19 protein-coding genes are annotated in these 18,103 nt (G+C 65.3%); 8 read left to right on the plus strand and 11 right to left on the minus strand.

All coding sequences use genetic code 11. The features are described from left to right. Position 1: 1 nt before the first annotated feature. The 3 genes from AB4Z44_RS02895 to AB4Z44_RS02905 are packed head-to-tail and all read right to left on the minus strand — an operon-like array spanning position 2 to position 5,789. Positions 2-1,432 carry an efflux transporter outer membrane subunit gene (locus AB4Z44_RS02895; RefSeq protein ID WP_404712581.1) on the minus strand — a complete coding sequence of 477 codons (1,431 nt, stop codon included), beginning with the start codon at positions 1,430-1,432 and terminating at the stop codon, positions 2-4. Then, positions 1,429-4,602 (minus strand): efflux RND transporter permease subunit, encoded by a 3,174-nt coding sequence (locus AB4Z44_RS02900; protein ID WP_404712582.1) that lies wholly within the window; start codon positions 4,600-4,602, stop codon positions 1,429-1,431. Before AB4Z44_RS02900 ends, AB4Z44_RS02895 begins: the two co-directional genes overlap by 4 nt. Positions 4,603-4,604: 2 nt before the next feature. Then, positions 4,605-5,789, minus strand: coding sequence for an efflux RND transporter periplasmic adaptor subunit (locus AB4Z44_RS02905; RefSeq protein ID WP_404712583.1), 1,185 nt, complete (start codon positions 5,787-5,789; stop codon positions 4,605-4,607). Between the two features lie 173 nt (positions 5,790-5,962). Here AB4Z44_RS02905 and AB4Z44_RS02910 point away from each other — a divergent pair, with 173 nt between their 5' ends. From AB4Z44_RS02910 to AB4Z44_RS02920, 3 genes are read left to right on the plus strand one after another with little or no spacing between them, the layout of a single operon-like run. Further along, positions 5,963-6,637 (plus strand): response regulator, encoded by a 675-nt coding sequence (locus tag AB4Z44_RS02910; protein WP_404712584.1) that lies wholly within the window; start codon positions 5,963-5,965, stop codon positions 6,635-6,637. Continuing rightward, positions 6,634-7,986: a sensor histidine kinase gene (locus tag AB4Z44_RS02915; RefSeq protein WP_404712585.1), complete on the plus strand. Its 1,353-nt coding sequence runs from the start codon at positions 6,634-6,636 to the stop codon at positions 7,984-7,986. The genes AB4Z44_RS02910 and AB4Z44_RS02915 overlap by 4 nt, the downstream gene beginning before the upstream one ends. 49 nt (positions 7,987-8,035) lie before the next feature. Next, entirely contained in the window at positions 8,036-8,608 is a 573-nt protein-coding gene (locus tag AB4Z44_RS02920) for a DUF4337 domain-containing protein (RefSeq protein ID WP_404712586.1), read from the plus strand. Positions 8,609-8,635: 27 nt separating this feature from the next. Here the strand turns inward: AB4Z44_RS02920 and AB4Z44_RS02925 are convergent, their stop codons facing one another. Continuing rightward, positions 8,636-8,947, minus strand: a complete 312-nt coding sequence (locus AB4Z44_RS02925) for a hypothetical protein (protein WP_404712587.1) — start codon at positions 8,945-8,947, stop codon at positions 8,636-8,638. Here AB4Z44_RS02925 and AB4Z44_RS02930 point away from each other — a divergent pair. Together AB4Z44_RS02930 and glk are read left to right on the plus strand one after the other, a co-directional pair. After that, positions 8,946-9,074: a hypothetical protein gene (locus AB4Z44_RS02930; RefSeq protein WP_404712588.1), complete on the plus strand. Its 129-nt coding sequence runs from the start codon at positions 8,946-8,948 to the stop codon at positions 9,072-9,074. The genes AB4Z44_RS02925 and AB4Z44_RS02930 overlap by 2 nt on opposite strands. Positions 9,075-9,176: 102 nt before the next feature. Next, positions 9,177-10,148, plus strand: coding sequence for a glucokinase (gene glk, locus AB4Z44_RS02935; protein WP_404714334.1), 972 nt, complete (start codon positions 9,177-9,179; stop codon positions 10,146-10,148). Positions 10,149-10,173: 25 nt separating this feature from the next. Here glk and AB4Z44_RS02940 read toward each other — a convergent pair whose 3' ends face one another. Further along, on the minus strand, positions 10,174-10,791 hold the full coding sequence (locus AB4Z44_RS02940; RefSeq protein ID WP_404712589.1) for a cysteine dioxygenase: 618 nt from the start codon (positions 10,789-10,791) through the stop codon (positions 10,174-10,176). Then, complete coding sequence (locus AB4Z44_RS02945) at positions 10,788-11,546, minus strand: ABC transporter ATP-binding protein (protein ID WP_404714335.1); 759 nt, start codon at positions 11,544-11,546, stop codon at positions 10,788-10,790. Before AB4Z44_RS02945 ends, AB4Z44_RS02940 begins: the two co-directional genes overlap by 4 nt. 212 nt (positions 11,547-11,758) lie before the next feature. Here AB4Z44_RS02945 and AB4Z44_RS02950 point away from each other — a divergent pair, with 212 nt between their 5' ends. After that, the gene (locus AB4Z44_RS02950) at positions 11,759-12,913 is read left to right on the plus strand and encodes a winged helix-turn-helix domain-containing protein (RefSeq protein WP_404712590.1); all 1,155 of its coding nucleotides are present in this window, start codon (positions 11,759-11,761) and stop codon (positions 12,911-12,913) included. Here AB4Z44_RS02950 and AB4Z44_RS02955 read toward each other — a convergent pair. From AB4Z44_RS02955 to AB4Z44_RS02975, 5 genes are read right to left on the minus strand one after another with little or no spacing between them, the layout of a single operon-like run. Then, positions 12,910-13,668, minus strand: a complete 759-nt coding sequence (locus AB4Z44_RS02955; RefSeq protein ID WP_404712591.1) for a copper resistance protein B — start codon at positions 13,666-13,668, stop codon at positions 12,910-12,912. The two genes, AB4Z44_RS02950 and AB4Z44_RS02955, sit on opposite strands and share 4 nt — an antisense overlap. Further along, complete coding sequence (locus AB4Z44_RS02960; protein ID WP_404712592.1) at positions 13,665-15,425, minus strand: copper resistance system multicopper oxidase; 1,761 nt, start codon at positions 15,423-15,425, stop codon at positions 13,665-13,667. The genes AB4Z44_RS02955 and AB4Z44_RS02960 overlap by 4 nt, the downstream gene beginning before the upstream one ends. 27 nt (positions 15,426-15,452) lie before the next feature. Beyond that, the gene (locus AB4Z44_RS02965; RefSeq protein ID WP_404712593.1) at positions 15,453-16,004 is read right to left on the minus strand and encodes an RNA polymerase sigma factor; all 552 of its coding nucleotides are present in this window, start codon (positions 16,002-16,004) and stop codon (positions 15,453-15,455) included. A gap of 2 nt (positions 16,005-16,006) precedes the next feature. Then, entirely contained in the window at positions 16,007-16,450 is a 444-nt protein-coding gene (locus tag AB4Z44_RS02970; protein ID WP_404712594.1) for a Spy/CpxP family protein refolding chaperone, read from the minus strand. Continuing rightward, on the minus strand, positions 16,447-16,716 hold the full coding sequence (locus tag AB4Z44_RS02975; RefSeq protein ID WP_404712595.1) for a hypothetical protein: 270 nt from the start codon (positions 16,714-16,716) through the stop codon (positions 16,447-16,449). Before AB4Z44_RS02975 ends, AB4Z44_RS02970 begins: the two co-directional genes overlap by 4 nt. 119 nt (positions 16,717-16,835) lie before the next feature. On the opposite strand from AB4Z44_RS02975, the gene AB4Z44_RS02980 reads away from it, so the two are divergent. Continuing rightward, positions 16,836-17,207: a copper resistance protein CopC gene (locus tag AB4Z44_RS02980; RefSeq protein WP_404712596.1), complete on the plus strand. Its 372-nt coding sequence runs from the start codon at positions 16,836-16,838 to the stop codon at positions 17,205-17,207. A 103-nt stretch (positions 17,208-17,310) separates the two neighbouring features. Continuing rightward, positions 17,311-18,096, plus strand: coding sequence for an ABC transporter permease (locus AB4Z44_RS02985; RefSeq protein WP_404712597.1), 786 nt, complete (start codon positions 17,311-17,313; stop codon positions 18,094-18,096). Positions 18,097-18,103 lie beyond the last annotated feature (7 nt).

Genomic DNA, 18,103 nt, shown 5'->3' on the forward strand with positions numbered 1-18,103 from the left:
TTTACCAACCGCCGCCGAGCGCCTGGAAAAGTGCCACGCTGTCCGAAAGCCGGGCGGCCCGCGCCTGTGCCAGCTGCGCCGCCGTCTGAGCGCGAGCCGCGCTGGCGTTGAGCAGATTGAGCGTGCCGACATCGCCGAGCTCGAGCTGCCGCGTGACGAAGCCGAGGCTGCGCGCCGCCGCCTGATCCGCGCGGGTCGCGGCATCGAGCGCATCGGCGTCGGCATGGAGCCCGGTCAGCGCATCGGACACATCGACGAAGGCCTGGATCGCCGCCGCGCGATATTGCGACTTGGCGCCGTCGAGTTCCGCCTCCATCGCCCGCTGCTGATGCTTGAGCGCCCCGCCGTGAAAGAGCGGCTGCGAGACCGCGCCGATCAGGGTCCAGAACGGATTCCCACTTGCAAACATGTCGGCGAAACGGGTTGCGGCACCGCCTGCCGTTCCAGTGAGCTGGATCGCCGGCAGCCGCGCCGCGATGGCCGCCCCCACATCGGCGGCGGCACCGCGCATCTGGGCCTCTGCGGCGGCAACGTCGGGGCGGTGGCGCACGATGTCGGCCGGCAAGGCCAGCGGCAACCGGGCAGGGACATGCAGTTCGTCGAGGGTTGGCAAAGGCGGCAGCTGGTCGCCCGCCGCCTGCCCGAGCAAGGCGTCGATCAGAGCCTGCTGGTGGGCGAGCGCCCGCACCAGAGGAGGGGCTACGCCCTCGGCGGTGGCCAGCGCGGTTTCTTGCGCCGAGACGTCGGCGGCACCGATCGCGCCCAATTGCTGGCGTCGCCGCATCATCGTCAGAATGTCGCGATTGGCAGCCACCGCGCGATCGGCATTGGCGATCTGCTCGCGCAGCACCGCCTGCTGGATCACGGCGAGCACGAGATTGGCGGCCACCGTCGTGCGCGCGGCGCGAAGCTTCTCGCGCTGGACCTCGGCCGCCGCGCGGGCCGAGGCGAGCTTGTTCCGGCCCGTGCCGAAAAGATCGAGCGGGTAGGCGACGGTGACCTGCGCCGTGTGAAGCGAATAATCATATTGCGTGGGATCGGGCAGCGGATTGGCGAAGGTCTGCGACGCCCGCACACGCTGCGCCTGATAGCTGGCGTCGATCTGCGGCAGGGTCGCGCCTGCCGCCGCTGCAGCCTGTTCGCGAGCCTGATGCAGCGCCGCATCGGCAGTGTGGATGTCGTTATTCGTCACCAGTGCGCGTTCGATCAGCCCATCGAGAACGCGGCTTTCGAAGGCCTGCCACCATTTCGCGGGAACGGTGCCCTCGATAATCGTCTGCGCCGACCCGCTAACGGGCGAGATTGGCAATATCGAAGCATTGCCCGCGCTTGTCGCTGGCATTGGCGCACCGGCATCGACATGTTTCGGGCCGAGCGAGCAGGACGTCGTCAGCGTGACGGTGGCGAGGATGAGCAACCGGCGCGGGGTCATGCGGACTCCTGCGGGTTATCGTGGTGTCCGACATAGCGGCCGTGCGCACCGCGATCCTCTGGGCTCACATGGCGCGAGAAACGGGCGATCAGGACCGGCAGGACCAGCAGGATCAGCAACGGCGCCAGCGCCATGCCGCCGACCACGACCAGCGCGAGCGGCTTCTGGACCTGGCTGCCGATCCCGGTCGAAAGGGCAGCCGGCAGCAGCCCGATCGCGGCCACCAGGCAGGTCATTACCACCGGCCGCAGGCAAGTCCGCACCGTGACGACCAGCGCGTCGTCGCGCGACAATTCGCCATCGATTGCGTGATTGAAGGTGGTCACGAGCAGGATGCCGTCCATCACCGCGATACCGAACAGGGCGATGAAGCCGATGGCAGCCGATATGCTGAATGGCGTGCCGGTGAGCGCCAGTGCTGCCACGCCGCCGACGATCGTCATGGGAATGACGGTGAAGGCGAGCAAAGTATCGCGGATCGAACCGAAATTCGCGTAGAGCAGCACAAGGATCAGGACGAGACTGATCGGCACGACGATATCCAGTCGGTGGACCGCGCTGTCGAGATTGCCGAGTTCACCCGCCCATTCGATGTGATAGCCGGGCGGCAGCTTCACGTTGCGCGCGATCCGTGCCTGCGCTTCGCCCACCGCGCCACCCAGATCGCGATCGCGCACGCTGAACTTGATCGGAATGAAGCGTTCCTGATGCTCCCGATAGATGAACGACGCGCCCGAGGTCAGCCGGACATTGGCGATTTCCGACAAAGGCACCGGCACGATGCCGCCGGTGGGGGAGGGCGCGCCGACGGTGATCCGACGGATCGCCTCCAGGCTGTCGCGCTGTTCGGGGCGCAGGCGGACGACGATGCCGAAATGGCGATCGGTGCCGGGTTCGTACAGGTCGCCCGGCGACTGGCCGCCGATCGCGGCGGCGACGGTCGTATTGATGTCGTCGGGCGTAAGGCCGTAGCGCGAGGCGCGGGTCCGATCGACATCGACCCGCACGGTCGGTTGGCCGAGCGACTGGAACACGCCCAGATCGGTGATGCCACGCACCTTCGCCATCTCGCCCTTGATGCGGCCGGCGATCTGTTCGAGCGTGGCGAGATCGGGGCCGAACAGCTTGATCGAATTGGCGCCCTTCACGCCGGACGCGGCCTCCTCGACATTGTCCTCGATATATTGCGAGAAGGCGAAATCGACTCCGGGATAGGTGTTGGCCAGCCGCTGCGACAGGATCTGCGTGAGCTTTTCCTTGGTCATTCCGGCGGGCCATTGGTCGGCAGGCTTGAGCGGGGTAAAGAATTCGGCGTTGAAGAAGCCGGTCGCATCGGTGCCGTCGTCGGGCCGGCCATGCTGCGAGATTACGTCCTGCACTTCAGGATAGCTCGCCAGGATGCGGCGAATCCCGTTCACGGTCGGCTGCCCCGCGTCGAGCGAGATCGAGGGCGGCAGACTCGCCCGAATGTAGAGATTGCCTTCCTCGAGATGCGGCAGGAACTCGACGCCGAGCGAACGCATGCCGATCAAGGCGGCGGTTACCAGCAGCAGCGCGCCGCCCAGCGCGACGATCCGGTTGGCCAGCGCGAAGGCGATGGCCGGCTCGTATAGCCGCCGCAGCCAGACGACGACGCGGGTGTCGATCTCGCTCAATCGATCGGGCAGCATCATCGCTGCCAGCACGGGCGAAACGGTGAAGGTCGCGATCAGGCCGCCGGCGATGGCATAAGCATAAGTCTTCGCCATTGGCCCGAAAATATGGCCTTCGACCCCGGTCAGGGTGAACAATGGCAGGAAGCTGGCGATGATGATCGCGGCGGCGAAGAAGATGCCGCGGCTCACCTCGGAGCTTGCATGGAGCATCGCTGACAGCCGGGTCGCGTGCGAGAAATGGCCGTGGCCGCCCTCCACATGGACCGATCGCTCGACCATGTGGCGGAAGATGTTCTCGACCATGATGACGCTCGCATCGACCACCAGCCCGAAATCGATCGCGCCGAGCGAGAGCAGATTGGCCGATTCCCCCTGCAAGGTCAGGATCAGCACGGCAAAGGCGAGCGCGAACGGGATCGTCGCCGCGACGATGATCGCGCTGCGCAGATCGCCGAGGAACAACCATTGGAGAAGGAAGATCAGGACAATGCCGGCGATGAGGTTGTGCATCACCGTCGCGGTGGTGAGCCCGATCAGCCCGGATCGATCGTAGACGCGCTCCAAGGTCACCCCGGGCGGCAGCACCCCGCCGGCGTTGATGCGATCGACCTCCGCCTTGACCGCCTTGATCGTCGGCATGGATTTGGCGCCGCGCTGCATCAGGACGATGCCCTCGACGATATCGTCGTCCTGGTTCTCTCCGACGATACCGAGCCGGGGCTGGTTACCGATCTTGAGGGTCGCCACGTCGCTCAGCAACACCGGATTGCCGGCATTGGTGGTGATGAGAACGTTCTCGATCTGCGAGGCGGACTGGATCAGCCCGACGCCGCGCACGATCGCAGATTGCGGCCCGAAGTTTATCGTCTGGCCACCGACATTGGCGTCGCTCTTGCCAATGGCAGCGATCACCTGGCCGACGGTCGCGCCGTGCGCGATGAGGCGGTCGTTATCGACCACCACCTCATAGGTGCGTAGCTTGCCGCCATAGCCGGTGACGTCGATCACGCCCGGAATGGCCTTGAACCGGCGCTGCAAGACCCAATCCTGCAATGTCTTCAGGTCCATCGACGAATAGCCGGGCGGGCCTTTCAGCCGGTACCGGTAGATTTCGCCGATCGGGCTGGTTGGCGAGATCTGCGGCTGCGCACCGCCGGCCAGCGGCCCGAGTTGCGACAGGCGGTTGATCACCCGCTGCTGCGCTTCCTGGAAGCTGACGGCATAGCTGAACTGGATGCGAACGTCCGACAAGCCAAACAAGGAGATCGAGCGTACCGTCGCGATGTCGGGCACGCCCGCCATCTGCACTTCGATCGGAATCGTGACGTTGCGTTCGAGCTCTTCGGCCGACAGGCCGGCGCTCTGGGTCACGACTTCGACCATCGGCGGGACCGGATCGGGATAGGCCTCGATATTGAGGTTGGCGAAGGCGATCGCGCCGGCCAGCAGCAACGCGCCCATCAGCAGGACGATCAGGAATTGCTGTCGCAGCGCGAACCGGACGATGCTGTTCATTTCTATTGGCCGAGTGCGGCTTCGTTGACGAACAGGGCGCCCGACGTGACAATTCTCTCGCCCGGTGCCAGCCCGGCGATGATCCGCACATGGCCATTGTTTGCATCGCCGACGCGGACGGGCCGCGACTGGAGCAATCCGTCGGGCCGCACGATCCACAAGCGGGCCGTGTCGCCCTCATGGATGACTGCTCCCGCGGGCACGGTCAGCGCGTCGCGACTGACGGGACGCAGGATCGTGAAACTGGCGAACATCTGCGGCTTGAGCAGACCGCCGGGCACAGACAAGGATGCGCGCACGGCCAGACGGTGCGTTGCCGGATCGAGCGCGGCGCCCACGTTGTCGATCGTCGCGTGAAAAGTGCGGCCCGGCACGGCCGGTGTCGTCACCTCGACCTGATCGCCGAGATGGACCTGCGCCGCATCGCTTTCCGGCAATTGCGCGACCAGCCACAAATGGTCCGGATCGGCGATCGTCATGATCGGTTTGTCGCCGCCGGCGCCGACATATTGCCCGGCCGAGACCGAGCGTTGCGCGATGATCCCGGCTATCGGCGCGTGCAACGTCGTCTCGGCATGGATGCCCTCGACCTCGCTCACGCGTTCGAGCCGATCGATTTCGGCCGGGGTCTTGCCGAGAATGGTGAGCTTGTCGCGCGCCGCGCCGAGTGCCGCCTCTGCACTGCGCGCGGCCGAGCGTGCGCTGATCAGGTCATTCTGTGCCTGCTGATAATCACGCAGTGCACCGCCCGCCGTCTTGTAGATTTCCTCCTGCCGCTTCGCATTCGTCTCGGCGATCCGGAGCTGGGAGGCGGTGGTGGCCCGCGCGGCGGCGGCAGTGAACAGGCCGTTGCGGGCGTCGACGAAATCGCCGGTGCGGATCGTCAGCAGGGCCTGCCCGCGCGCGACCGCCTGGCCCGCCTCGACCAGCACGCGGACGACCTGTCCCGAATAGGGCATCAGCACCGGGATAGAGCGATCCTCGTTGATCGCGATCATGCCATTGGCGCGGACTGGCTCGGCATCGTTGGTGAGGCCGGCGCGTTCGGTCCCGAGCCCCGCCATCTGCTCGGGCGTCGGTTTGAACGTGCCGGGCGGCAGTGCGGCGACTTCGGCCGGCACAGGCCTCGTCAGCCAATGCGCAGCGACGATGATCAGAGCCACCAGTCCTGCACCTAGCAATGCCATGCCGAGTAGCCGATATTGCGCGGGCGCCGTCAGGATCCGCGGCCTGGGCAAAGATGAAGGGTGGGAATGATCGTACATGGCGGCGTGGAAAGCCCGGTCTGGAAGGCGAGCCGCGCCCCTAGGTCGGCCTCCTTACAGCAGACTTACAGGCGCCTTTTTGGCGGGATCGTCCGATGCGGCTGCTGATCGTCGAGGATAGTGCCGACATTGCCGAGGCGCTGATCGACGGGTTCGCGCGGCGCGCCATTTCATGCGACCATGCGGCGACCGCAGGCGATGCCGAGTTGATGCTTGGCGCGGTCCATTACAGCGCTGCCATCCTCGATCTCGGTTTGCCCGATGAGGACGGGCTGAAATTGCTCGGCCGGATCCGCGCGCGGGGCGAGGCCATCCCGATCCTGATCCTGACCGCGCGCGGCGACATCGAGCAGCGTATCGCCGGGCTGAATGCCGGCGCCGATGATTATCTCGTCAAGCCGTTCGACTTCGGCGAACTCGACGCACGGCTGCAGGCGGTGTTGCGACGGCATGACGGCAATCTCGGCTCGGCGCTTACAATCGGAAACCTCGCCTTCGATCCGGCGACGCGGCAGGTGAAGGTGGACGGGCGAGACGTTACTCTCTCGCAGCGCGAGATCGAACTCCTTGAGCTTCTGATCCGCCGCGCCGGGCGGGTGATCCCGAAGCGGATCGTCGAGGACCAACTATTCGGCCTGACCGAAGAGCTCGGTTCGAATGCAATCGAAGTCTATGTTCATCGGCTGAGGCGCCGGCTCGAAGCATTGGGTTCGACCGTCCGGATCGAAACCGTGCGTGGCGTCGGCTATATGTTGCGGCATATCGCATGAAGCTCGGCCTGCCGCGATCGCAATTCGGCCAGGTCGCGCTAGCGCATGTCGTGACGATCATCCTTGTCGCTCTCGCACTGTCGCTGGCGATGTCGCACATGCTCCGGCGCACGGCAGCCAGCTATCAGGCCGAGTTGCTGCGCGGGCAGGCGGATCAACTTGTCGCGGGGATGAGTGCGGATGCGCAAGGCTGGCATTTGCGGCTCAGCCGCCAGCAACTCGCATTGTATGCCGCCGGGGTCGACGGACGGGCTTATGCCCTGCTCGGCGACGACGGCCGAGTTATCCTCGCGAGTCCGCGATCCGAACCGGCCATTCGCGCGAAAGCTTTGAGGCATGCGCCGCTGCAGCTCTTCTCGGCCGGACCCGTTCGCGGGCTGACCCGGCCGATCGTGCGTGGCGACCGCCATGCGCTGCTGGTCGTTTCGCAGGATAATAACGATCCGCAAGTCGTCACCGACGATGTCGTACGCGCCTTCCTGAGCCGGCTGCTGTGGCTGCTCCTTCCCGTTCTGGCCGCACTGCCGCTCATCAATCTTTTCGTGCTCAGGCGATCGACGCAGGCGGTGCGGGCTTTGTCGGTGAGGGCCGCCGGGATCGGGCCCACCAATCTCGATCTGCGCCTGCCCGTTGCCCTCGTGCCGACCGAGGTGGCGCCGCTGGCGATCGCCACCAACAAGGCGCTCGATCGGTTGCAGGAGGGATTTCGGTCGCAGAGCGAGTTCGTCGCCAATGTCGCGCACGAACTGCGCACGCCACTTGCGTCGCTGCGGCTGCGGGTCGATGCGATCGACGATGCCGATCAGGCCGCCGGAATGCGCGCCACGCTCGATCGCGCAGCGCACGTGGTCACCCAATTGCTCGATCTCGCGTCGCTCGAACGGCTCGACATCGACAAATTGGAGCAATTCGATCTCGCCGAGACCGCGCAGGCAATCGTGGCCGAGGCGGCACCCGCGATATACGAAGGTGGCCGCTCGATCGAATTGATCGGCGCGGATGCGCCGTTGCGGGTTCGTGGACGATCGCCGCTGATCGGGCTGGCGCTCACCAACTTGCTCGACAATGCGGTCCGCCACACCCCGGTGGGAACACAGATCACGCTACGGGTCGTCCCGACGGGGGAGATCAATGTCGAGGATAATGGTCTGGGTCTCTCCGAGCCGAGCCTGTCCGCTTTGGCTCAGCGCTTCTGGCGTGCGGATCAGTCGCGGTCCGACAGTGCCGGGATAGGCCTCTCGATCGTCGAGCGGATCCTGGCCAGCCACGGGACGGCACTGATCGCCGAAAACCGGGCGGACGGGGGCGCTCGGTTCCGCTTCAATCTGACCGTTGTAAGGGAGCCGTAAGTCGGCGGTCCTAGCGTGTCGGGCTCGACAGCGCCGAGGGGCATCAAGCATGGCCGAAGAAGAGTTCGAGATCCACGGTGCGCACGATCATGCGGTCGCGCATCTGGCGGAGCATCGCGCCCCGCTGGGGCAATCGATCGCGCTCTTTTCGGCGATCCTCGCCACGCTCGGGGCGGTGGTGAGTCTGCTCGGCAACAGCACGCAGACCGAGGCGCTCTATCACAAGAACGAAGCCCTGCTGTCCAAGGCGCAGGCGTCGGACAATTGGGCCTATTACCAGGCCGAAGACCTCAAGCGGCACATGGCCGAACTGGGCGCGGAACTTGCCCCGGCGAAGGCGGCCCAGTTCGATGCGGACGTGCAGAAATATCGGACGCGCGCCGATGCGCTTCGTCTGAGGGCACAGGAATTCGATGACGCCGCACTGGCGGCCGACAAAAAATCGCGCGAGGCGCTAACCCCGCACAGCAAACTGGCGATCGCCACGACGGCCCTGCAGATCGCGATCGCGCTGGCATCTATCACTGCGCTGACGCGACGCCGCTGGCTGCTCTGGATGGCAGCGGCCTTTGCGGCATCGGGCTTGGCGTTGACGATATTGGCGCTGCTCCAATTCGGTTGACGATCCGGCGCGGCCGGCAGTTGTGACCTACAGCCGCTGCCACCAATAGGCCTGCGGTGCTTCTTCCTCTTCGGTGCCGATCGTCACAAGCATCTCCCGAACCTCGTCTTCGATCGCTTGGAGACCGGCGTGCTGGGGCCAAAAGCGAATCCCGGCGTCGGCGCGCTTGTTTAGTTCCATGATGATGTCACGGGCAAAAGCCGGATCGCCGTCATAGTCGCTGCGGCCTTGCGCCAATAACTCGGCCAGCATCCGCACATCCGTGTTGGGATGCTCCCGCAACAATTCATCGGTTTCCGAGCGGGCCCAAAAATCCGGCGTGTCCCAAAGGCGGCTCATGATCCTGGCTCCATCTGGATCGAACGATGAACCCAATAAAGAACAAAAAGAGAACATTCAAGAGAATAATTTTCCTTTGCTGATGGCCGCCGGGTTCGCTTGGGGCATCATCCAACCGGCAGGCTGACTTTCTGCCCCTAGCTGCAGTACGTGCTCGCTCCGGCGGCGAGAGCCATGTGGTTGACGTCGCCATCATCGGCATGAAGGCAGGGGTTTGGTTTTGATGGCTATGCATATCGTCACGATCGACATTGGCGGCACCAACGTCCGCTTTGCCGATGCCGTCGTCGAGGGCGGTGGAGTCCGCAGCCTGGGTGAGTCGGTGACGTTCAAGACCGGTGCTTTTCCCAGCCTCGAACGGGCGTGGCAGGCCTATGGCGAGACGCTGGGCCATCCCTTGCCGAAGGGGGTGGCGATCTCCTTCGCGGGCCCGGTTCATGGCGACGTGTTGAAGCTCACGAACAATCCCTGGGTTATCCGCCCGGCGCTTGTGAAACAGGCGTTGGGTGTGGAGCGGATCACGTTGATCAACGATTTCGCCGCGGTTGGCCACACCGTCGCGCATGTGTCGCCCGAGCATCTCTGCCATATCTGCGGACCCGATCTGCCTTTACCCGAACGCGGCACGATCTCGATCGTCGGGCCGGGCACCGGGCTGGGTGTGGCGCATGTGCTGCGGCAGGAAGGCGGAACCTATCATGTCAGCGAAACCGAGGGTGGCCATGTCGATTTCGCACCGCTGGATGCTCTCGAGGATAAGATCGCGCTGTCGCTTCGCCACCGTTTTGGGCGTGTTTCAGCGGAACGCGTCGTCTCCGGGCCCGGGTTGAACAATCTCTATGAGATATTGGTCGAAGGCGAAGGCAATCCCCGTCGCCGCTACCACGATGACGAATTGTGGATCGCGGCGCTCGCGGGCGACGACAGCGTCGCCATGGCCGCGCTCGATCGTTTCTGCCTCAGCCTCGGCGCCGTAGCGGGCGATATCGCACTGGCGCAGGGCGGGGCGGCGGTCGTCATCGCCGGCGGCATCGGATTTCGCTTGGCCCATCGACTTGCAGCGTCGGGCTTTCCCTTCCGCTTCGCCGCCAAAGGGCGCTTTCAGACTTTCATGGAGCAATTGCCGGTCAAGGCGCTGATCCATCCGCAGCCGGGCCTGCTCGGTGCGGCGGCGGCGTTCGCCATCGAGCATCGTGATTAGCGAAAACCGCCGTGCTGAAGAGTCATCATCGGGGCGACGCGCCATCCCACAGATTGGGCAGGCTTCGATTGGCGTAGCCGGAGATGAAGCCGCGCGGATTGCCGGCTTCGTCGAAAGTCGAACGCCGAACCGCGCCGATATTGGCGCCATAGACGTGAATGCTGACCGATGGCCGATCGGTCAACGCGTTGGCGACGCGATGGATATCGCCGATCCGCGGCGATACGGCATCGACCTGTCCCGCTTCGATCAACGCCGTTGGCCCGTCCGCTACAAGCCCATCACGCGCATCGCGGCGGAAGGATTCGACCCGTTCGGCACCGCGCAGCACGCCCACCAGGCCCCAGACCGTATGATCGTGGATCGGTGTCGCCTGTCCTGGCCCCCAGACGAAGCTGACGACCGAAAACCGTTCGCGACTGTCGCAATGGATCAGATATTGCCGATACCGATCGGGATCTGGCTCGGCATACTCGTCGGGCAGCCAATCGTCGCGTGCGATCAGTTGAGCGAGCAACGCGCCGCCGCTTTCGAGGATCGATCTTTCGTCTTTGGTCGAGCTCAGTAATTCGGCGAAGCTGACCACAAAGCCGCGCAGTCGCGCCAGATTGGGCGCTGCCAGGATCGGCAAGGCAATGGTCATGCGCCGTTGCCGTGCCCGGCGACCAGATCGGCGTAGGCCCCGGCGGAAGCATCGACTCCGAGATGGCGCAGCAGGCGCGCGCGCAGCGGCCGGATCGCGGCCGTCCGATTGCCGCGCTCGGCCTCGATCACTTCCTCGGCGACGATACGCCCGCGATCGAGCACCAGCACGCGGTCCGCCAGCGCCATCGCTTCGTCGACGTCGTGCGTTACCATCATCACCGCCGGGCGGTGAGTCTGCCAGAGCGCCAGCACCAATTGGTGCATCTTGATACGGGTGAGCGCGTCGAGCGCCGCGAAGGGTTCATCCAGCAGCAGAAGCTTCGGTTCACGCACCAGCGCCCGTGCAAGTGCGGTCCGTTGCGCCTCGCCGCCCGAAAGGGTGAGTGGCCAGGCGTCGAGCCGGTGGCCGAGTCCGACCTCCTGCAGCGCGGCCTGCGCCCGCTCGCGCGCAGCATCGCCCCGCAGGCCCAGCGCCACGTTCCGCCACACCCGTTTCCATGGCAGCAGGCGTGCGTCCTGATATACGACTGCGCGCGATGACGGCACGAGCACATCCTGTCCGGTGACATCGTCGAGTCCGGCCAGCGTGCGCAGCAGGGTGGTCTTGCCGCTGCCCGAGCGTCCGAGCAACGCGACGAATTCCCCGTCCCCGATCTCGAGATCGAGATCGTCGATGATCAGATTATCGCCGAACCGGCGACTGAAGCCCCTGAGCCGCACCACCGCCGCGCGCGGTTCGGTGAGGGCCACCATCTCGGTTCGCGGAAAGGAGACGACGCTGGCACTCATAAGGTTCGAAACTCCTGCGCGGGTGTGTGACACCTCGACCCATCGTGCCGGCAGCAAAGCCGCCTTCCCGGTGCCGGACAATGGAGTTTCTCTGCGCGTTCCATTGGAAATGCTCATACGCCGACCGGCACTCCCCGGAAACTTGATCGATCGCGATCTTGCCGCCAAGCGAGAGCATGATGGAACGGATCAGCCTGCCCCTCGCGCGACGCATCGCGCTGGCCGCCCAGGGCTTTGCCTCCGGCCGGACGGCAGCGGCGGGCCCGGCCCAGCTTCGGCGCCTGCTCGACAGGCTGCGTCTGCATCAGATCGACAGCGTCAATGTGCTCGCCCGCGCGCATTACCTTCCAGCTTTCTCCCGGCTTGGCGCCTATGATCGCGCCGATCTCGATCGGCTGGCGTGGGGGCCGAAGCGGCAACGCAGGCTGTTCGAATATTGGGCGCATGAAGCGTCGCTCTTGCCATTCGATGTCCAGCCGTTCTTGCGCTGGCGCATGGCACAGGCCGACCGCGGCGACGCCGGGTGGGGGCGGATGCGCGTTTATGCGACCGAGCGTCGACCCGAGGCGATGGCATTGCTCGATCGGGTCCGCGGCGAAGGACCGCTGGCGGCATCCGATTTCGAATCGCACAAGGGCCAATCGGGCTGGTGGGAGTGGAGCGATACCAAACGCGCGCTCGAATGGCTGTTCTGGGCGGGCCATATCACTACCGCGACGCGGCGCGGCAGCTTCGAACGCGTTTACGACCTGACCGAGCGCGTCATCCCCACCGATGTGCTGGCCCGTCCGACACCCAACGATGCGGATGCGCATCGCGCTCTGATCGAGCAGGCCGCCGCCGCGCATGGCATCGCCACCGGTGGCGAGTTGCGCGACTATTTTCGCCAATCGCCCGCACAGGCGGCTCCCGCGATCCAGGCTCTCGCCGAGGAGGGGGTGATCGTTCCGGTCGAGGTGCCTGGATGGCGCCACGCCTGGCTCCATCGTGATGCGCGCAGGCCGCGCCGGATCGAGGCGCAGGCGCTGCTGGCGCCGTTCGATCCCTTGATCTGGGAACGTGACCGCACCGAACGGCTGTTCGGCTTTCGCTACCGCATCGAAATCTATGTGCCGGCGGAGAAACGACAGCACGGTTATTATGTGTTGCCTTTTCTATTCGGCGATCAACTCGTCGCGCGGGTCGATCTCAAGGCTGATCGCCAGGCCCATCGGCTTATCGTGCAATCGGTTCACTTCGAGCCCGCGTCACCCGATGGTGCGCGCGAAGCTTTGCGGGACGAACTGGAACGGATGGCGGGCTGGCTGGGTCTCGATCGGTCGGCCACCTAAAACCAGAAACGCACGCCGGTAACAAAGCGCGCGCCGCCCTTCCGGTCACCGCCAAGACGATCCGTTCCGAACCGGTCGCGCCAGTCGACCCCGAGATAAGGCGCGAAGCGTGGCACGAACGCATAATGGAGCCGCAGGCCGAGTTCGATCGATCGATCGCCAATATCATGGTCATCCCTCGCCGCGCGGGAGCTGAGATTCAGCTCCAGCCGCGGCACAAGCAGCAGGCGTTGCGTCAGCCGCATCTCGTGCGATGCTTCGAGCCGCGCCAGAAGATCGCCTCTGGTCGAAAGAAAGACCATGGCTTCGGTCGCGATCTGCCAGCGTGCGAGCCCTTTGACGCCCAGCGCGAGTGAACTCGTCCTGCCGGGTTCGATATCCTGCCGCAGGCCGGCTTGCAGGTTGAACCAGGGGTTCACGGCGCGGCTGTAGAGCAGATCGACTTCGGCCTCGTCGGGGCGCTTGCCAAAATCGCCTTCGCCGCGCAGTTCGATCACTGCCCGGTTGCGATCACCGCCCCACCAGCCGTTCCCCTCGATCCGATAGCCGTCGCGGCCACTGCCGGGTACCAGTTCGAACAATTCGGTACCGATCATCGCATGGGTCATGCCGCCATGCTCTCGCGCCAGATCCGCCCGTACCTGTGCCATCACGGCGGGATCGTAGATCGCGTCCGCGGCATGATCGGCCGGAACCGGCGGCGCGGCGGCTACCACGTCGCTGCCCGCGAGCAGCAGTGCCAGAGCGAGGCTCACGCCGTCGCCTCGCGCACCGTTACCACGCGGAACATGCCCGCGTGCATGTGGAGCAGCATGTGGCAATGGAACGCCCAGTCTCCGAGCGCCGCGGCGGTGAGATCGAAGGTTACCTTGCCGCCGGGCAGGACGTTTACGGTGTGCTTGTGCGGCTTTTGCGTATCGTCCTCCTCGCTGGTGACCAGTTCGAAGAAATGGCCGTGCAGATGGATCGGATGCGGCATCATCGTGTCGTTGATCAGGGTCACGCGCACACGCTCGCCATGCGTAAACGCGATCGGCGTCGCGCCGTCGCTGAACTTCACCCCGTCGAACGACCACATGTAGCGATCCATATTTCCGGTAAGGTGGAGCGCGATCGCGCGCGTCGGCGTCCGCCGATCGGGATTGGGCGCGATCGACCGCAGGTCGCGATAGGTCAGCACGCGATGATCGACATCCTCCAGCCCGGTCGGTCGATCGCCGGTGCGATCGACCGGTGCGGCCGAGATCATGTCGATACCCGGGTTGAGCCTGAGATCGGGCGCAGCGGCGGGATCGCGCATGTTCATGCTGTGATGACCCATCCCGGCCTTGGGATCCGGCGCCGGCTTGCTGAGATCGAGTTCCCCGGCGGCATTGCCCATCACCATGCCGCCCATGCCCATGTCGCGCATCGTCAGCAAAGGCCGCTGGCGGCGCGGCGGCACTGTTGCTGTCATCCCCATATGCGGTGCCAGCGTCGCGCGGCAGAGACCCGATCGGTCGATCGCCTCGGCGATCACCCCATAGGCTTTGGCATCGGTGGGAGAGACAATCACGTCATAGGTTTCGGCAATGCCGATCTGGAATTCGTCGGTCTCGACCGGCACAATCGGCTGTCCGTCCGCTTCGATCACCGTCATCGCCAGGCCGGGGATGCGGACGTTGAAGTTGGTCATGGCCGAGGCGTTGATGATGCGCAGCCGCACACGCTCGCCCGGTGCGAATAGCCCGGTCCAGTTGCCCGAAGTCGTGCGGCCGTTGATCAGATAGCGGTAGGTCGCGCCGGCGACGTCGGCGATATCGGTCGGGTCCATCCGCATCCGGCCCCAGTCGAGCCGGTCGCGCAGCGGCTGATCCTTGCCGGCGATCAGGCCCGTGACGGTCTGCGCCTGTCGATTGAAATAGCCGGCTTCCTGCTTCAGCCGCAGCAGCAGTTCGTGCGGATGGAGGAAGCTCCAGTCCGACAGCAGCAGCACATAATCGCGATCGCACGGCTGCGGTTCGGGCTCGGCAGGATCGATGACGATCGCGCCGTAGAGGCCCATCGCCTCCTGCATGCCCGAATGGCCGTGATACCAATAGGTCCCGGCCTGCACGATCGGAAAATCGTAGGTGAAGGTCGCGCCGGGGGCGATGCCGGGAAAGCTGACCCCGGGCACGCCGTCCTGCTGGAAGGGCAGGAGCACCCCGTGCCAGTGGATCGAGCTCTGCTCGTCCAGTCGATTGGTGACGTGGATACGGACATTCTTCCCCTCGCGCAGACGCAGGGTCGGCCCCGGCGATCCCCCGTTGACGGTGATCGCATGCCCCGGCCCACCATCGAGGCTGATCAGCGAATGGTCGATCGCAAGCGCGATCTCGCTCCCGGACAGGGTTTCGGACATTGCACCCACATGGCCGTCATAATTCATCGCGGCCCAGGCGCTCGCGGGAAAACAGGCCGCGCCGGCGACGCCCTGAAGCAGGCGGCGGCGCGAGAGCGACAAGGATGGAAGGGGGGTGTGGTCGATCATGGCTTGTCGGGATACGCGCGCTATCGCTCAATCCCTCAGCATTTCGGTCAGTTTGATTCGCGCTCGATAGACACGCAGCTCGACCGCTTTCTCGCTGACGTCGAGCGTGAGCGCGGTTTCGGCCTGGGACAGGCCCTCGATCGTCCGCAACAGGAGGGGTGCCTTCAAGCCGGCAGGCAGCTTGGCGATGGCCTGTTCGAGCCGCTGCAAGGCGTCGCGATCTTCGGCCGTGCGATCCGGCCTTGGCGCGGGATCGCCGACGTGCAGCGCTTCGTCGATCGGGCGGGCACGGGAAAAGAAGCTGCGAACCGCGCGCCGTCGGGCCCAATCATGGCATTTGTTGATTGCAATCCGGCTCAGCCAGACGCGGAACGGCCGCGCCGGATCATAGCGCGCCAGCGCAGCAAAGGCGGCTGCAAAGACTTCCTGCGTGAGATCGAGCGCCTCGCTGGCGTCGCCGATATACGTGCGCGTCATGCGATAGACCGGCTCGCGATGTCGTAGCAGCAATTCCGAAAACGCCGCCTGCCGCCCGGCGCGCGCCTGCGCAACCAGATCGGCGTCGGTCGTGTCCCCCACCACTAATTTGCCGGCGCGGTCAGGGCCTTTGCCACGGCCTGATCGTAACGCGCGGTCTGCCCGGCATCGAGCAGGCCGCGCATGGCGAAAACGTGCTCGAGCGTGGCTTTCTGGAGCGCGCCCATATCGTGGTGCAGCCGGTCGACTGCTTGACCGACCTGCGGGCCATAACCATGCTCGCTGGCCATGGCCGACGCCAGTACGGCATTGTCCGCCCGCATCGCCGCCTCGAGCTTTTCCTTTCGATCGGCATAGCCGCGATTGAGCACGGCCAACCGACGTCGCTGATCTTCGGTGAGTGCGAGATCATGATAGAGGACGCGATGGAGTGCGGTCTCGGGCGGCTCGGCCGGCGGCCCGATGATGGTGCGGCCGAGCCATGCACCGGCAAAGGCAGCCACGCCGGTGACGATGACGACCAGCAGCAGCCAGCGGCCGCGCGTCACAGATCGACCGCGAGCAGGTGCGACGGCGCAAGTGCCAACGGCTGCGCGAGCGGCACATCGCCGCGCGGCACGAACGGCGCCGGCAACGTGGCACCGACAGCGCCCAGCCCCAACGCCGCTATCGCGACCGCGCAGAGCGCGCGCCGCCGGCTCGTGCGCTCACGCCGGACCGCAACACCGCGCATCACGCCAGGCTCGATCATGCCTAGTGCTACCGGCACTTCGGCACGTGCGAGCGCATCGAGCAAGGGATCGATCTCCATCATGTTCGCCTCCAGTCGACTCTCATACGCGCCCTGTCGGCCCACCCCTCAAACCAGTTGCGCGAATGGAGTTTTGAGGGGTGGGGCAGGCGCATGCGTATAGCCGGGGAAGGAGATTTAGCATGAGACTTTCGTTTGTTGCCGCCGTCGGCTTTGCAGCCCTGACGATCGCGGCGCTTCCCGCGCGTGCGGAGCTTCAACTGGTCGAGGCGACACCCGCACCGTCAGCAATCGCCAGCAAGGTCGACAAGATTGTGCTGCACTTCGGTGCGCCGATCGTGCCGGGGTCGCTCGCCGTCGATCTGACCATGACCGGCATGCCAGGTATGGCGCACCACAATCCGATGAAGGTCACCGGCTTCACGACCACCGTGTCGCCCGATTCCACCACCGCGACCTTGGGCTTGCCGCGTGCGCTGCCGGCCGGGACATACGAAGTCCATTGGCGCCTGTCGCCGTCTGGGGAGGGCACTTACGGGTTCACCGTCCGCTAATTTGCGGCCTTATGAGCGCCGCGCGATAGCCGCCGAGAAGAACTGGATTGTCACAGCGCGCAAAATTGCCTTGGTGCCGATCGGATTTTCCGGAGGAACGGTCATGACGACGCGGCAATCGAGCGGTTGGGGGCGCGTGCTGCGATCCCGTTGGGTGTCGCCGATCGTGTTGCTCCTTCTGTGGGAGCTGGGATCGCGTGTCGGCGTGATCCCGCCGCGCACGCTCGCAGCGCCGTCTTCCGTAATCGTGACCTTGATCGACATGATCGCGTCGGGGGAGTTGCCGCACAACCTGATCGTTTCGTGCGGGCGCGCCGCAATCGGCCTGGCGATCGGTTCCGTGCTCGGGATCGTACTAGGGCTCGCCGCCGGGCTATCTCGGCCGGGCGATGCCGCGATCGATCCGCTCATGCAGATCAAGCGCACCATACCCGTAGTGGCGCTCTCGCCGCTGTTCATCATCTGGTTCGGGATCGGCGAGACTCCCAAGATCGCGCTCATCGCCTTTGCGACCGTCTTTCCGATCTATCTCAATCTCTATCAGGGCATTCGCGGGGTCGATGTCCGGCTGATGGACGCGGCGCGCAGCTTCGGGCTGAACCGCTGGGAGTTGATCGTCCACGTCGTGCTCCCTGGCGCGCTGCCCTCGCTACTCGTCGGCTTCCGCTATTCGCTGTCGATCGCGGTGCTGATGCTGGTCATCGCCGAGCAGATCAACGCTTCGTCAGGGCTCGGCTACCTCATCAACAATGCGCGCGATTTCATGCGTACCGACATCATCGTAGTCTGCCTGATGGTCTATGCCGCCCTCGGCCTGGCGGGCGATCTGCTTGTGCGCGGGATCGAGCGGCGGGCGCTGGTGTGGCGGCCGACGTTAGTGGCCGCCTGAGTCGGCT

Origin of the sequence: Sphingomonas sp. MMS24-J13, assembly GCF_044905095.1 — a bacterium.
Taxonomy (GTDB): Bacteria; Pseudomonadota; Alphaproteobacteria; order Sphingomonadales; family Sphingomonadaceae; genus Sphingomonas_I.

Excerpts from the sequence above, each read along its gene's own strand:
- AB4Z44_RS02895 (WP_404712581.1), bottom strand. The coding sequence starts at position 1,432 with ATGACCCCGCGCCGGTTGCTCATCCTCGCCACCGTCACGCTGACGACG.
- AB4Z44_RS02900 (WP_404712582.1), bottom strand. The coding sequence starts at position 4,602 with ATGAACAGCATCGTCCGGTTCGCGCTGCGACAGCAATTCCTGATCGTC.
- AB4Z44_RS02905 (WP_404712583.1), bottom strand. The coding sequence starts at position 5,789 with ATGGCATTGCTAGGTGCAGGACTGGTGGCTCTGATCATCGTCGCTGCG.
- AB4Z44_RS02910 (WP_404712584.1), top strand. The coding sequence starts at position 5,963 with ATGCGGCTGCTGATCGTCGAGGATAGTGCCGACATTGCCGAGGCGCTG.
- AB4Z44_RS02915 (WP_404712585.1), top strand. The coding sequence starts at position 6,634 with ATGAAGCTCGGCCTGCCGCGATCGCAATTCGGCCAGGTCGCGCTAGCG.
- AB4Z44_RS02920 (WP_404712586.1), top strand. The coding sequence starts at position 8,036 with ATGGCCGAAGAAGAGTTCGAGATCCACGGTGCGCACGATCATGCGGTC.
- AB4Z44_RS02930 (WP_404712588.1), top strand. The coding sequence starts at position 8,946 with ATGATCCTGGCTCCATCTGGATCGAACGATGAACCCAATAAAGAACAA.
- AB4Z44_RS02925 (WP_404712587.1), bottom strand. The coding sequence starts at position 8,947 with ATGAGCCGCCTTTGGGACACGCCGGATTTTTGGGCCCGCTCGGAAACC.
- glk (WP_404714334.1), top strand. The coding sequence starts at position 9,177 with ATGCATATCGTCACGATCGACATTGGCGGCACCAACGTCCGCTTTGCC.
- AB4Z44_RS02940 (WP_404712589.1), bottom strand. The coding sequence starts at position 10,791 with ATGACCATTGCCTTGCCGATCCTGGCAGCGCCCAATCTGGCGCGACTG.
- AB4Z44_RS02945 (WP_404714335.1), bottom strand. The coding sequence starts at position 11,546 with ATGGTGGCCCTCACCGAACCGCGCGCGGCGGTGGTGCGGCTCAGGGGC.
- AB4Z44_RS02950 (WP_404712590.1), top strand. The coding sequence starts at position 11,759 with ATGATGGAACGGATCAGCCTGCCCCTCGCGCGACGCATCGCGCTGGCC.
- AB4Z44_RS02960 (WP_404712592.1), bottom strand. The coding sequence starts at position 15,425 with ATGATCGACCACACCCCCCTTCCATCCTTGTCGCTCTCGCGCCGCCGC.
- AB4Z44_RS02975 (WP_404712595.1), bottom strand. The coding sequence starts at position 16,716 with ATGATGGAGATCGATCCCTTGCTCGATGCGCTCGCACGTGCCGAAGTG.
- AB4Z44_RS02980 (WP_404712596.1), top strand. The coding sequence starts at position 16,836 with ATGAGACTTTCGTTTGTTGCCGCCGTCGGCTTTGCAGCCCTGACGATC.
- AB4Z44_RS02985 (WP_404712597.1), top strand. The coding sequence starts at position 17,311 with ATGACGACGCGGCAATCGAGCGGTTGGGGGCGCGTGCTGCGATCCCGT.